Below are 14429 nucleotides of genomic sequence, written 5' to 3' on the forward strand. Positions count from 1 at the left end.
GCTAGCGTTTCTTGCGTGAACCGATACGAATCCACGTCGGCGCATGGTCGCTGGCATGCGGCTCGTTGCGCACCCAGGCGTCGACCCCGGCCTCGTGCAAATAGGGACTCAGCGCCGGGTTGAGCAGCAGATGATCGATGCGCAGTCCGGAGTTGGTTTGCCAGTGCTGGCGAAAGTAGTCCCAAAACGTATAGAGGCGATCCTCGGGGTACAGATGCCGCAGCGAATCGGTCCAGCCTTGATCGAGCAGGCGCTGGTAGCACTCGCGACTCTGCGGTTGCAGCAGCGCATCCTTGAGCCAGGAGCGGGTGTTGTAGATGTCCATATCAGTGGGCACGACGTTGTAATCACCGGCCAGCACCACCGGGTGATCGCTGCTTTGCAGGTCTTTCGCATAGCTGATCAGCCGCTCGAACCAAGCCAGTTTGTAATCGAATTTCGGACCGGGCTGCGGATTGCCGTTGGGCAGGTACAGGCACCCGACCAGAACGCCGTGCACCGCTGCTTCCAGATAACGGCTGTGCTTGTCATCCGGATCGCCCGGCAGACCGCGTCGACTCTCCAGCGGTTGCGCATCACGGGCGAGAATCGCCACGCCGTTCCACGACGCCTGGCCTTGCCAGATCGCGCCATAACCGGCGGCTTCCAGTTCTGCGGCGGGGAATGCCGTGTCGACAGATTTGAGTTCTTGCAGGCAGGCGATGTCCGGTTGTTCGCGCTTGAGCCAATCCAGCAGATTTGGCAGACGCGCGCGCAGGCCGTTGACGTTGTAGGTGGCGATCCGCAGGTTTTTCATCGGCTGAGGCTCCTGCCCATGGGCTGTGAAAATTGTGACCTCGTGAACATCGCCACGGTTGCATCGGATCCACCCACTGCGGCGTAATAGACACTCGTCATTCGCCCGTTCCGCCGAGACCTGAATCCCATGCCAACCACGCTGCAAGGTCAGCGCATCCTGTTGCGCCCGCTTCAGTATTCAGATGCCGCCGCCCTGCTCCAGGCTGCCGCCGATGGCGAGTTTTGGAACCTCACCGTCACGGTTGTGCCTTCAGCAAGCATCGTCGACAGCTACCTGAAAAAAGCCCTCGACGGCCGTGACGCCGGCACGGTGCTGCCGTTTGTCATTGTCTTGAAAGACACCGGGGAAGTGATCGGCTCAACCCGCTTCTGGAAGATTGACCCGCTCAATCGCAAGCTGGAAATCGGCAGCAGCTGGATCGCGGCGAGCTGGCAGAAATCCTTCGTCAATACCGAAGCCAAGTACCTGATGCTGCGCCACGCCTTCGAAGTGCTCGATTGCGTGCGCGTGCAGTTCACCACCGACGAGACCAACCAGAAGTCGCGCAACGCGATTCTGCGCCTTGGCGCGCAACAGGAAGGCATCGTCCGCCATGAGCGGATCATGCCAGATGGACGCAAGCGCAACTCGGTGCGCTTCAGCATCATCGACGACGAGTGGCCGCAGGTGCGCTTGCATCTGGAGCAGAAACTCGGCGCCTGACCCTTCAGGCGCGATTGCGCAGCCACTGCAAAAAGCCTCTTTTCGGTACCACCGCCGGCGCTTCCTCGGTCAGGGACTGCGCCTTGTGCAGGCGGAAATCGAGCAGCGTCTGCATCGCGTCGTGGATGTCATGGCGCGCATCGAGGCACGGTTTAAGGTAGGACTTCTCGATGCGATACAACGCGCAAAAGGTCTTCGCCGAAAAGTCCGCCGGCAACGCGGTGTCGGACAAGATCCCAGCCTCGCCAATCACCTCGCCCGGCCCCATGCGCCCGGACTCGAATGGTGTGCCGTGGCGCTTCAATGTCACCGAAACCACTCCGGACTCGATAATGAACAGGTGATCGCTGACCTCGCCGCCCGCAAGAATGATTTCACCGGCGCGAAAGGTTTGCAGGCTCATGTTCTGGCTGAAGGTGTCTTTCTCTTCCTGACGCAGGGTGGAAAAAATCGGCGAGCTGTCGAGCAACGCCCGGGGCCGCGACAAATTGGTCGGTGCAGAGCTTTCATCGCTCGACAGCAGATTGACCCCGGACGCCTGCAAGTGCCGATAGGCCAGATCGAACAGCTGATTGCGCACTACACGCTTCTCGCCCATCGACGCGACGAACCCGCTGATTTCGTATTCCGCACCGCTGCTGCTGGAGCTTTTCAGTGCCACGCTCGGCGCTGGCGTATCGAGCAGCTGCCGACAGCCCTGCATTGCCCGCTCCAGCGCATCGATTACCGAACTGGGCCGGGCATGCGGGCTGACCTGCACGCTGACCGCGACACCGAACATATTGCTCGGTCGACTGAAGTTGATGATCTTGGCCTTGGCCGCCAGCGAGTTAGGGATCACCGCCATGCTGCCCTGACTGGTTTGCAGACGCGTAGCGCGCCAGTCGATGTCGGTGACCCGCCCTTCCGTGCCGTCGATGGAAATCCAGTCATCCAGTTGATATGGCTTGGTGGTGTTGAGGACGATCCCGGAGAACACGTCGCTGAGTGTGCTCTGCAAAGCCAGACCGACGATGATCGCCAAGGCGCCAGACGTCGCCAGCACGCCTTTGACCGGCAGATCCAGCACATAGGCCAGCGCGGCAATGATTGCGATGAGGAAAATCACCGCGCCGAGCAAGTCCTGCAACAGCCGCCCGGTGTGGCCGACCCGCTGCATCATTACCGCGCCGATCAACACCGTCAGAGTGCGCGCGCCGAACAGCCACCAGCCAATCTGCAATCCGGTCGCCGCCAGATGCAGCGGCACGTTGTCGGCCCACGGCGCCGGCTCCATCGGGTTGAGGCCTTCGTTGAACAGCAGCACGCTGAACAACGTGAAAATCAGCACCCGCACCAGCAGTTTCCACTCGCTGCCGTGGGAGGAGATCAGACGCCACAGGCCCAGATCGAGGAGGATCAGGATCAACGCGCAGAACAACGGATGTTCGGTGAGCAGAGACAGCATCAAACAACTCCGACGGGGGCCAATCGCGAGAAGATCGCACAGATTGAGCAAGTGTAGGAGCAATTGATTTCAGAGCCTGAACACCCACGCCAAAACACCGCGAAACCCATGTAGGAGCTGCCGCAGGCTGCGATCTTTTGATCTTTAAAAAACAACATCAAAAGATCGCAGCCTGCGGCAGCTCCTACACAGGTTTACGGGGTGGCAGATTACTTACCGTTAGTCAGGGTGCTGTAGCTGGTCATCAGGTTACGGTAGTCCGGGATGTGGTTGGAGAACAGCGTGCCCAACCCTTCGATGTCGTTGCGCCAGTCGCGATGCAGCTCGCAGGCCAGACCGAACCAGGTCATCAATTGCGCACCGGCGCTGGACATGCGGTTCCACGCCGATTCGCTGGTCAGTTCGTTGAACGTACCGGACGCGCCTTCAGCTCTGGCACCAACGGGCGTTGGAGCCGGTTTCGAAACTGGTGGTGAGGATCGTCGGCAGTTTGAAGTACTTGGCCAGATCGGCCAGCGCCAGCACGTTGTTCTTGAATTTGTCCGGTTCAATGTCGCGCACCAGTGACAGCAGTCCGGCTTGATGGTCGACCAGCAGCACCGCAGCGTTGTTCTTGTCCAGACGTTTGTATTGAGTGGTCATGTGCGTTTCCTCTTTTCTATAGGCAACAGCCATCCCTGGCCTGCGAACCGGCCTACGCGTCCTGTGTAGAGCGGAGTGGTGATGCGTTAAGCGTGCATCTGACCGAAGCGGCCGGACTGGAAGTCGGCGAAGGCCTGGTGAATTTCCTGCTCGGTGTTCATCACGAACGGGCCGTGGCCGACGATCGGTTCGTCGATCGGCTCGCCGCTGAGCAGCAACACCACCGCGTCCTGGCTGGCTTCGAGCGTCATCTGATGGCCGTCACGTTCGAACAGCGCCAACTGCCCTTCACGCACCGATTCCACACCGTTGACCTGCACCGAGCCTTTCAACACCACCAGCGCGGTATTGCGGCCTTCGTGCAGATCCAGCGTCAGCAACTTGCCGGCGTTGAGGCGCAGATCCCACACGTCGATCGGTGTGAAGGTGCGCGACGGGCCTTTGTACCCCTCGAATTCACCGGCGATCAGGCGCAGGCTGCCGGCGTTGTCCTTGAGCGCAATGCTCGGGATGTCGCTGTCGAGAATCGTCTGGTAGCCCGGCGCGGCCATTTTGTCCTTGGCCGGCAGGTTGACCCACAGCTGGACCATTTCCAGTTTGCCGCCGGTTCTGGCGAAGTTTTCCGAATGGAATTCCTCGTGGAGGATCCCGGAAGCCGCAGTCATCCATTGCACATCGCCCGGGCCGATCACGCCGCCACTGCCGGTCGAATCGCGATGCTGCACTTCGCCTTCATACACGATAGTCACGGTTTCGAAACCACGGTGCGGATGCTGACCAACGCCACGCCGTTCAGTCGTCGGGGTGAAGTCGGCCGGGCCGGCATGATCGAGCAGTAGGAACGGGCTGATGTGTTTGCCCAGGTTGTCGTAGGAAAACAGCGTGCGAACCGGGAAACCATCGCCGACCCAATGGCCGCGCGGGCTGGTGTAGATACCGATGATGTTTTTCATGGTTGTCTCCAATGGGGTGAGTGATGTGATGGATTAAGCTTAAATCCATGACCATTAATGCACTAGACTGCAAAAATCAGCCTTAGCGTTCTATCTGGAGAACGATGGTGGAGTTGTTTATCGAGAGCACCAACCGCCGTGTCGATCTGTTGCATGAAGGCATTGACATTGCCTTGCGCGTGCGTTTCCCGCCGCTGGAAAACACCGACATGGTCATGAAAGTGCTGGGCAACAGTACGCAATCAGTGGTCGGCAGCCCGTAGTTCGTCGAACGTCTGTCATCACCGCCCTCGCCTGCTGACCTCAATGGCCTGCCGAGCCTGCATTGGGGGGCGGCGCAGCGCGAATATCAATGGGAACTGCTCGGGCCGAATGGCAACACGGCGCTGATTCGGCATACGCCGCGGATGGTCACCGATGATTTGATTGCCTTGCGTCAGGCGGTGATTGCCGGCGTTGGCGTGGCGCATCTGCCGAGCGTAGTCGTGCGAGAGGACATTGCTACCGGACGAGTCGTGGAGTTGATTCCGGGCTGGGCTCCGAAATGCGGGGTGGTGCATGCGATCTTTCCGTCGCGGCGCGGGTTGTTGCCGTCGGTGCGCACGTTGATTGATTTTCTCGGGGAGGAGTTTGCGCAGAGCGATATAGCCTGAGACCGAGTCGCGACCATCGCGAGCAGGCTCACTCCTACAGGAGACCGCGTTCCAATGTAGGAGTGAGCCTGCTCGCGATAGGGCCAGTCCAAACAACAAAAATCAATGGGTGGATTCATGACTTGCGGTCAACAGTGCTTTGCCCCGCCAGCGGTTTTTCTCAACGATGCAGACGCGGATACTCCCGGCCATTCCCACTGCAACCCCTGGAGTCTTTCATGTCTGTTCCCGCTTTTGGCCTTGGCACGTTTCGCTTGCAAGGCCAGGTCGTCATTGACTCAGTGAGCACCGCCCTCGAACTCGGCTACCGGGTCATCGACACCGCGCAAATCTACGAAAACGAAGCCGATGTCGGCCAGGCCATCGCAGCCAGCGGCATCCCGCGTGAAGAGCTGTTCATCACCAGCAAGATCTGGGTCGCCAACTTCGCCAAGGATCGCCTGATCGACAGCCTCAAGGAAAGCCTGGAAAAACTGCAGACCGGCTACCTCGACCTGACGCTGATTCACTGGCCATCGCCGGAAAACCAGGTCCCGGTCGAAAAGTTCATGGCCGCCCTGCTGGAAGCCAAACGCCTGGGCCTGACCCGGCAGATCGGTGTGTCCAACTTCACCATCGAGCTGATGCAACAGGCGATCGCCGCGGTCGGTGCCGACCACATCGCGACCAACCAGATCGAACTGCACCCGTACCTGCAAAACGGTAAAGTCGTCGAGTTTGCACAGAGCCAAGGCATCCACATCACGTCGTACATGACCCTCGCCTACGGTGAAGTGCTGAACGATCCGCTGATCCTGCAAATCGCCGAGCGCCTGCAGGCTACTCCGGCGCAAGTCACTCTCGCCTGGGCAATGCAGTCGGGCTATGCCGTGATTCCTTCGTCGACCAAACAGGCCAATCTACAAAGCAACCTCGCCGCCACGGCGCTGACGTTGAGCGACGCCGACATGGCACTGATTGCCAAACTGGATCGCGGCCATCGCCTGACCAGTCCGAAAGGCATCGCGCCAGACTGGGACTGATCCAGCGATATTGCCCGTTCAGGCCTGCAGACGTTGCGCGAGACCGGTCATGGCCTTGCGCAACGTCTCGACTGCGATGCCCAGCGTGGCCGCTTGCGCCTGTTGACTCGCCAGTTCCAGATCAACACACGCCGCCACTACTTGCGCCGCGCCCACCATCTGCGCCCCGCCCTTGATGTGATGAGTGAGTTCACGCAGCCCTGCACGATCCAGCTCAGGCTGCAAATCATCAAGACGTTGCAGATCGAGTTGCAAACTGTTCAACACTTCCTTGCGCAACTGTTCGATCATGGCACGATTATCCCCGGCCATTTGCTCCAGGGTGCTCAGGTCGATTTCCGCCAGCGCCAGCACCTCAACGGGGTCAACCGCGATGTCGCAATGACTGGCCGCCGCCAACGCCTGCGCCAGGTCGTGCAAGCGGATCGGTTTGAACAGACATTCGTCCATGCCGGCATGCAGGCAACGCGTTCTTTCTTCGGCCTGTGCATTGGCGGTAAACCCGAGAATCAGACAGGGTTCGCGACCGGTAATAGCTTCTTCATCACGAATGGTCCGCGCCAGTTGATAACCGTTGCGCCGCGGCATGTTGCAGTCGGTGATCACCACATCAAACGCCTGCGCCCGCCAGCGCTCCAACCCTTCATCGCCGTTCTCGGTGTCGACCGTGTGATGGCCGAGTTCACTCAACTGCCAGCACAACAGCAAACGGTTCACCGGGTGATCGTCCACCACCAGCACGCTCAGTGAACACGTATCAGCAGCCGCAGTTCGTGGGGTTGCCGGGGGCTGAGCGAGGACGACCAACAGTGGCAGTTCGAGACTCACTTCGACCTGCGTTCCCTCGCCCGGCGTACTGTCGAGCCGCAGCGTGCCGCCCATCATTTCGCAGAGGCTGCGACTGATGACCAGCCCAAGTCCGGAACCACTGCGTACCGACTGCGAGTGATTGCTCGCCTGCACGAAAGGGCTGAACAGCCGCTGCCGATCATCGTGGCTGATCCCTATTCCGCTGTCCTCAATCAGCACCTTCACGGCCAGGCGCTCAGTCATTCTTGCACTCACCGTCAGCCGTAGACTGACCTCACCCTCCTCGGTGAACTTGATCGCGTTGCTGAGCAAATTAGACAGCACCTGTTTGAAGCGCGTCGGATCAATCAGCACGTCCACATTGCTGCGCGCATCGAGTTCGATGTGCCACAGCAAGCGTTTCTGCCGCGCCAGCCCTTCAAACACCCGACACACCGACACCACCAGTTCACGCAGGTTGGCGCGTTCGGGCGCGAGTGACAAATGCCCGGTTTCGATCCGTGCGATGTCAAGAATGTCGCCGATCAGCGCCAGCAATTGTTGCCCGGCGTTGGACGCCACCTGAATGGCCAAACGATCGGTCACACCCTCTTCTGCGCGCTTCAAGGCCAGTTCGAGCATACCGATCAAGGCATTCATCGGCGTGCGGATTTCATGGCTCATGGTCGCCAGAAAGGTGGTTTTCGCCCGATTGGCGTCGTCCGCCGCATCCTTGGCTTCCTGCAATTGCTGCAACCATTGCTGGCGCCGGCGAATCTGCTGGCGCTGAAAAACGATCCAGGCCAGTGCCAGCGCCAACAAGACCGCTGCACCGGCAAAGCCAAGCAGGATTTCCTGGCGATGTTTTAACCAGTAACTGTCATCGACCACCACATCGTGGCTCCAGCGTTCAACCAGTTCGTCCATCTGTTGCGGGGCGATACTCAGGAGTGCCTTGTTCAGGATCGAATGCAGCGCGGGCATTTGCGGTGCGGTCGCCAGCGCAATGCGCGCCGGTTGATCGCCGACGGTGCCGCTGATCCGCAGGTGTTCACGGTAGTGACGGGCGATCAGAAAGCGTGCGACCAGTAGAGAGCTCACCGTGGCGTCGACTTGACCTTTGGCAATCATCGCCATGCCTTCAGCGGGACTTTTGACGTCGACCAGACGAACGCGCGGCACGCGTCCCAGGAGATAACTGCGCAACGGATGGCCGCGATAAATCGCTAGTCGCTTGCCTGCCAGGTCATCAAGGTTGAGCGGCCCCTGCGCAGTGTTTGCGCTGACCAGCACAAACGGATTGTTCAGATAGGCGCGAGTAAATTGCAGTTCGGTTTCGCGCTCGCTGCTCGGCGTCACCACCGGCAATACATCGAGTTCACCGGCCTTGAGCTGTTCTATCTGGCGATCGAGCGATGCTCCGCGCACGATATCGAACTTCAGGCCGCTGCGCTGGCTGATCAAGTTCAGCAGTTGCGCCGACAGCCCGCTGAAACGGCCATCGGCATCAAAAAAAGTCAGCGGTGCGAAATCTTCGATGGCACCGACGCGCACCACCGGATGCTGCTCCAGCCACTCCCGCTCACTGGCACTGAGTTGCACCCGCGACTGTTCAGCCATTTCGGCAAGGCCAGCGCTCCAGCGTTGCTCGATACGTTGACGGCGCTCCATGGGGATGGCCGCCAACGCTTTATCGACGATGCGTTTGAGGTGCGGGTCGCTGCGCAACAGGGCAAAGCCGAACGCATTGGCGTCCAGTCCCGCCGGGCCGGCCAATTGCAGGTCGTTACGATAATTGGTGTTGATCAGGTAGTTGGCGCTGATGAAGTCACCCAGATAAACGTCATCCGCGCCAAAGGCCACCGCGCCCAGCGCATCCATCGCCGAAGGATAACGCTGCACGCTGGCGTGGGGATAAAACGCTTGCACGCTCGCCAGCGGCAGATAGTCCTCGACCATGGCCAGACGCTTGCCGGCCAGATCGCTCGGCAATTGTTCTTCGAGCCGGGTCACCAGCATCGGCTGATCTTCGGCGTAAGCACGGGACAGGATGATGTCCGGGTCGGCGGTCTCAAAACTGTTGGAAGTCCCCAACACATCGAGATCGCCGCGCTTGAGCGCCGCCATCACCGCATCGCGATTGGCAAAACGCAGGACTTCGATGCGCACGCCGAGTAATTGCGCCAGCAGATCGGCGTAATCAGCGGTCAGCCCTTCGAGTTCCTGTTGATTGCGGGAGATCTCGAACGGCGGGTAATCCGGTCCGGAAATGCCCATGCGCAACACCGGGTGCAAACGCAGCCATTGCCGATCCTGTTCGTCCAGACGTAGCTGGACATTTCCCGGTCCCGTGCGGGTCAGCACTTGCAGCACTTGCGGCGCTTCACTCGCCCAACAGGTGGCCATCAGGCTCAACCACCACCAGACAATCCAGCATCCTGGCTTCATGTGCGATCGCTCAGATCAAATGATTGCGCTTGGCGAAGTCGCGCAAGTGCATCGCCGAAATCACCCCGAGTTTTTTCATCAGGCGGGTCTTGTAAGTACTCACGGTCTTGTGGCTCAGGTGCATGTCCTCGGCAATCGCCTTGTTGGACTTGCCCTGCGCCAGCTGCTGGAAAATGCTCATCTCACGATCAGAGAGCTGATCGATCATCTGTTTTTCCGTGGCCTGCACGGCATTCAGCGTGCTGAAATAGTCCGGGAGTGCGGCAAAATAGGTATGCCCTGACATCACCGCACGAATGGCATTGCGCAACTGCTCCAGTTGATTGGTTTTGGTCACGTAAGCCATGGCCCCGGCACGCACACAGCGCTCCTGATAGAACGCAGGTTCGTATGTACTGAAAACCACCACCGGGCTTTGAAGATTATTGACCCTGATTCGCTCCAGAACGTCCAGTCCATCGAGTACTGGCAAATTCAGATCGAGTATCACCAGTTGAGGCTTGTGTTCACGAATAAGCGACACCACCTCGTTGCCTTGAGATGCTTCGTAGATCAGTTTGAAACCCGCAGCTATTAACACGATTCGGATGGCGGCGCGCACCACCGGATGATCATCGACGATCAGCGCTGACTTCATGGCCACTCCCGATGCAAAGTCTGGCGAACGAGCCACCGATGGGGGCTGATCCAGACTCAGTGGCTGCGCAGGGACTGTTACATGGAACGGCGAGCGAATCACCTGTCAGACCTGACAGTTGTGGTCAGGGATTTTTTATGCATGTGCAGCATTTTGCACCGACGGGCACACCTTGCGCACGGCCGGTTCGTGTGGCTTTGCGGGTACATCGACCAGCGCCATCAACTGGCGGATCGACTGCTTTGAGGGCAGTGACAAATGACTGACGTGTACATTTTCCTGAGCGAAGCCCGAAGCCTGCTGTAGCGGTGCCGTGCCTTCGTTGTAGATCAACGCCTGACGAACCTGCGGGTTATCGAGGAAGAACCCCAGCAGATCCAGCGAGCCCGCCGCCAGTTCGGCGTTGATGACCACCACATCGAAGGGCTCGCAACCGTAATCCACCAGCGTCATCAGTTCGATAAGGCTTTGCGCCGGCGCCACGCGGTAATAGTCGAGGCTGTTGAACAAGCGCTCGACTTTCATCCGGTGGAAGTGCTGCGAGTCGGCGATCAGGATGCGCAGGGCTTTATTGATCATGGTCAATCTCCCGGGGTCACGGTTTCTGGGTGCGGCAAGACTACGCAAGCCTCGTGGCGGGATCTGTAGGAATATTCCGAAAAAAACAGCTACTCATCGGAGGGTGAGGCAGTTTACTCAGTGGTACTCGGGCTCCAGAACGCCTGCACTACCAGCGCCGACGTGGAAATTCGCGCCACCAGTGCGTCGAGTTCATCGCCATCGACCGACGTTGCCGCCAGCGTCGCTTCGATCTCGATTTCATCGGCACCGAACGCATGCACATCAACATCGCTGGCCGGGTAGTTGCTGCGTTCAAGCTCGGCTTCGAGCAAGGCAAACACGGCGGTTTGCTGTGAGCGTCGGGCGATGACATAGACGATGTTGGTGACTTCCGCCGAGACCACGTCCAGTGGCTGGCGGTTGATGTTGTTGACGATCGGCCGCAGCAAGGTGTTGGCGGCCAGAATGAACAGCGTGCCGAGTACGGCTTCGGCGAGCAGATCGGCGCCGGCACAGGCGCCGACCGCCGCTGAAGTCCACAGAGTCGCGGCGGTGTTGAGGCCGCGCACGTTGCCCTCTTCGCGCATGATCACCCCGGCGCCGAGAAAACCGATGCCGGACACCACGTAGGCGACCACACGCACCGCGCCTTCAGCGCCGGCGAGACGGTTGGCCATGTCGACGAAAATCGCCGCACCGACCGCGACCAGCACATTGGTGCGCAGGCCGGCGGTGCGTTGCCGGTACTGGCGCTCGAAGCCGATCAGACCGCCGAGAATGAACGCAGCGCTGAGGCTGACGAGGGTGTCGAGCAGCGAATCGAGGTTGAGGTTGTTGATGGCTTGCATCGTCATCTCCCTGAAAAAATACACAGCCCTGTAGGAGCTGCCGAAGGCTGCGATCCTTTGATCTTTGGAAGCAGAATCAAAAGATCGCAGCCTTCGGCAGCTCCTACAGGGGGCAGCGTTCTAGCTGTTTATTGCCAGCCGAACCGGCGGATGTAAAAACCTTTCACCGCCTGGGTCAGCGCCATGTACGCCAGCAGAATCACCGGCAGGAACACGAAGTACAGCGACGGCAGCGCCTGCAATTTGAAGTAGTGCGCCAGCGGCCCCATCGGCAGGAAGATGCCGACCGCCATGATGATCCCGGTCATCACCAGCAGCGGCATGGCGGCACGGCTTTGCAGGAACGGAATCTTCGGCGTGCGAATCATGTGCACGATCAGCGTCTGGGTCAGCAAGCCGACCACGAACCAGCCGGACTGGAACAGCGTCTGGTGATCCGGCGTGTTGGCGTCAAACACGTACCACATCAAGGCGAACGTGGTGATGTCAAAGATCGAACTGATCGGGCCGAAGAACAGCATGAAGCGCCCGACATCGCCCGGCTGCCAGCGTTGTGGTTTTTTCAGCATTTCCTCGTCGACGTTATCGAATGGAATGGCGATCTGCGAAATGTCGTAGAGCAGGTTCTGCACCAGCAGGTGCATCGGCAGCATCGGCAGGAACGGAATGAACGCACTGGCGACCAGCACCGAGAACACGTTGCCGAAGTTGGAACTGGCAGTCATTTTGATGTACTTGAGCATGTTGGCGAAGGTGCGCCGGCCTTCGAGCACGCCCTCCTCCAGCACCATCAGGCTCTTTTCGAGGAGGATGATGTCGGCCGCTTCCTTGGCGATGTCCACCGCACTGTCTACCGAGATACCGATGTCAGCCGTACGCAGCGCGGGTGCGTCGTTGATGCCGTCACCCATGAAACCGACCACGTGACCGTTGCCTTTGAGGATGCGCACGATGCGCTCCTTGTGCGACGGCGTCAGTTTGGCGAACACATTGGTGGTTTCCACGGCTACCGCCAGTTCGGCATCGCTCATGCGCTCAACGTCATTGCCCAGCAGCAGGCCTTGTTGCGCGAGGCCGACTTCGCGGCAGATCTTCGCAGTCACCAGTTCGTTGTCACCGGTCAGCACCTTCACTGCCACACCATGTTCGGCCAAGGCCTTGAGCGCTGGCGCGGTGCTTTCCTTCGGTGGATCGAGGAACGCCACGTAACCGATCAGCGTCAGGTCCTGCTCATCGGCCAGGCTGTAAATCTCGCGACCTTCGGGCATTGAGCGGGCAGCCACCGCCACCACGCGCAAGCCTTCAGCGTTGAATGCTGCGGTGACCTGACGAATCCGGGTCAGCAATTCATCGCTCAAGGCTTCATCGACCTCGCCGTGACGCACGCGGCTGCACACCGCCAACACTTCTTCCACCGCACCTTTGCAGATCAACTGGTGTGGCTGGCCACGCCCTTCGACCACCACCGACATACGCCGACGATTGAAGTCGAACGGAATCTCATCGACCTTGCGAAACGCCGTGCCGACTTTCAGTTCACGGTGAATTTCCACGTGTTCCAGCACCGCGACATCCAGCAGGTTTTTCAGGCCGGTCTGGTAGTAGCTGTTGAGGTAAGCCATTTCCAGCACGTCATCGGAGTCTTCACCCCAGACGTCGACATTGCGCGCCAGGAAGATCTTGTCCTGAGTCAGCGTGCCGGTCTTGTCGGTGCACAGCACGTCCATGGCACCGAAGTTCTGAATCGCGTCCAGACGTTTGACGATGACCTTTTTGCGTGACAGAAACACCGCGCCTTTGGCCAACGTCGAGGTGACGATCATCGGCAGCATTTCCGGGGTCAGGCCGACGGCAATCGACAGTGCGAACAGCAGCGCTTCGGTCCAGTCACCCTTGGTGAAACCGTTGATGAACAGCACCAGCGGCGCCATCACGAACATGAAACGGATCAACAGCCAGCTGACTTTGTTGACGCCTTGCTGGAAGGAAGTCACTGCGCGATCAGTAGCGCCAACACGCTGGGCCAACGCACCGAAATAAGTGCTGTTGCCGGTGGTGAGAATCACCGCCACCGCTGTGCCGGAGACGACGTTGGTGCCCATGAACAGGATGTTGTCCAGCTCCAGAGGATTGCGCGTGTCGCGATCAGCCTGACGTGGAAACTTTTCCACCGGCATCGATTCGCCGGTCATCGCCGCTTGGCTGACGAACAGATCCTTGGCGCTGAGCACCCGGCAATCGGCAGGAATCATGTCACCAGCCGATAGCACGATCAGATCGCCCGGCACCAATTGCTTGATCGGCAACTCGCTGCGTGGCGCGTCACGGCGCATCACCGTCGCGGTGTTGCTGACCATGGCTTTGAGCGCATCGGCGGCTTGGTTGGATTTGCTTTCCTGCCAGAAACGCAGCAGTGTCGACAGCACCACCATGGAGAAAATCACCACGGCGGCTTTGAGGTCTTCGGTCAACCACGAGATCACCGCCAACAGGGTCAGCAGCAGGTTGAACGGATTTTTGTAGCAGTGCCACAGGTGAATCCACCATGGCAGCGGCTGCTCGTGTTCAACTTCGTTGAGGCCGTATTGCGCACGCAGCGCATCTACTTCGAAATCGGTCAGGCCATCGGAATGCGTACCCAGTGACGACAGCAACATACCGCTGTCGCACTGCGCGGCATCGACCAGGGTGTTGGCCAGAGTGGGCGGGACTTCACGGCTGACCGTGGAGTCGCTGATCGATTCCAGCAGCGCCAGGCGACGGAAGTGCCGGGCGATGTGGCGGGTCCGCAGAAAACCTGCGAAGAATTCCTTGAGCGTAAGTTTCATGGCTGTTGCCCCTATGGTCAGCCGGGAAACCGTCAAGCAGGTACCGCCGCGCCTCGTCCGCCGGAAAAACCGGCACGGCAAGGCTTGGCGCGCCGGTCAG

At 59.5% G+C, this 14429-nt stretch carries 10 protein-coding genes and 2 pseudogenes; 3 read left to right on the top strand and 9 right to left on the bottom strand.

Annotation, left to right across the window (positions count from 1 at the left end; translation table 11 throughout):
• Position 1 precedes the first annotated feature (1 nt).
• A complete protein-coding gene (gene xth, locus ACI514_RS15685) occupies positions 2 to 796 on the bottom strand; it encodes an exodeoxyribonuclease III (protein WP_160057130.1) in 795 nt (264 codons plus the stop codon).
• Between the two features lie 129 nt (positions 797 to 925).
• Here xth and ACI514_RS15690 point away from each other — a divergent pair, with 129 nt between their 5' ends.
• Positions 926 to 1501, top strand: a complete 576-nt coding sequence (locus ACI514_RS15690; RefSeq protein ID WP_405121987.1) for a GNAT family N-acetyltransferase — start codon at positions 926 to 928, stop codon at positions 1499 to 1501.
• A 4-nt stretch (positions 1502 to 1505) separates the two neighbouring features.
• On the opposite strand, the gene ACI514_RS15695 is transcribed toward ACI514_RS15690, so the two are convergent.
• The 3 genes and pseudogenes from ACI514_RS15695 to ACI514_RS15705 all read right to left on the bottom strand — a co-directional run bounded on the left by ACI514_RS15695 (position 1506) and on the right by ACI514_RS15705 (position 4543).
• Positions 1506 to 2948, bottom strand: coding sequence for a mechanosensitive ion channel domain-containing protein (locus ACI514_RS15695; RefSeq protein WP_405121988.1), 1443 nt, complete (start codon positions 2946 to 2948; stop codon positions 1506 to 1508).
• Between the two features lie 209 nt (positions 2949 to 3157).
• Positions 3158 to 3590 (bottom strand): annotated as a pseudogene (locus tag ACI514_RS15700) (hypothetical protein).
• A gap of 86 nt (positions 3591 to 3676) precedes the next feature.
• Complete coding sequence (locus ACI514_RS15705; RefSeq protein ID WP_160057127.1) at positions 3677 to 4543, bottom strand: pirin family protein; 867 nt, start codon at positions 4541 to 4543, stop codon at positions 3677 to 3679.
• Between the two features lie 104 nt (positions 4544 to 4647).
• Here ACI514_RS15705 and ACI514_RS15710 point away from each other — a divergent pair.
• Both ACI514_RS15710 and dkgB read left to right on the top strand, forming a co-directional pair.
• Positions 4648 to 5196 (top strand): annotated as a pseudogene (locus tag ACI514_RS15710) (LysR substrate-binding domain-containing protein); the annotation flags it as partial.
• A gap of 218 nt (positions 5197 to 5414) precedes the next feature.
• The gene (dkgB, locus tag ACI514_RS15715) at positions 5415 to 6218 is read left to right on the top strand and encodes a 2,5-didehydrogluconate reductase DkgB (RefSeq protein WP_405121989.1); all 804 of its coding nucleotides are present in this window, start codon (positions 5415 to 5417) and stop codon (positions 6216 to 6218) included.
• Positions 6219 to 6236: 18 nt separating this feature from the next.
• Here dkgB and ACI514_RS15720 read toward each other — a convergent pair whose 3' ends face one another.
• The 5 genes from ACI514_RS15720 to mgtA form a co-directional block, all read right to left on the bottom strand.
• The gene (locus ACI514_RS15720; RefSeq protein WP_405121990.1) at positions 6237 to 9455 is read right to left on the bottom strand and encodes a transporter substrate-binding domain-containing protein; all 3219 of its coding nucleotides are present in this window, start codon (positions 9453 to 9455) and stop codon (positions 6237 to 6239) included.
• Positions 9456 to 9465: 10 nt separating this feature from the next.
• Positions 9466 to 10092, bottom strand: coding sequence for a response regulator transcription factor (locus ACI514_RS15725; protein ID WP_160057124.1), 627 nt, complete (start codon positions 10090 to 10092; stop codon positions 9466 to 9468).
• Between the two features lie 135 nt (positions 10093 to 10227).
• The gene (locus tag ACI514_RS15730; protein WP_160057123.1) at positions 10228 to 10671 is read right to left on the bottom strand and encodes a chemotaxis protein CheY; all 444 of its coding nucleotides are present in this window, start codon (positions 10669 to 10671) and stop codon (positions 10228 to 10230) included.
• Positions 10672 to 10784: 113 nt separating this feature from the next.
• A complete protein-coding gene (locus ACI514_RS15735) occupies positions 10785 to 11501 on the bottom strand; it encodes an MgtC/SapB family protein (RefSeq protein ID WP_405121991.1) in 717 nt (238 codons plus the stop codon).
• A 128-nt stretch (positions 11502 to 11629) separates the two neighbouring features.
• The gene (gene mgtA / locus ACI514_RS15740; protein ID WP_160057122.1) at positions 11630 to 14329 is read right to left on the bottom strand and encodes a magnesium-translocating P-type ATPase; all 2700 of its coding nucleotides are present in this window, start codon (positions 14327 to 14329) and stop codon (positions 11630 to 11632) included.
• Positions 14330 to 14429: the final 100 nt, after the last annotated feature.

Origin of the sequence: Pseudomonas sp. M20, from assembly GCF_045037865.1 — a bacterium.
GTDB lineage: Bacteria > Pseudomonadota > Gammaproteobacteria > Pseudomonadales > Pseudomonadaceae > Aquipseudomonas.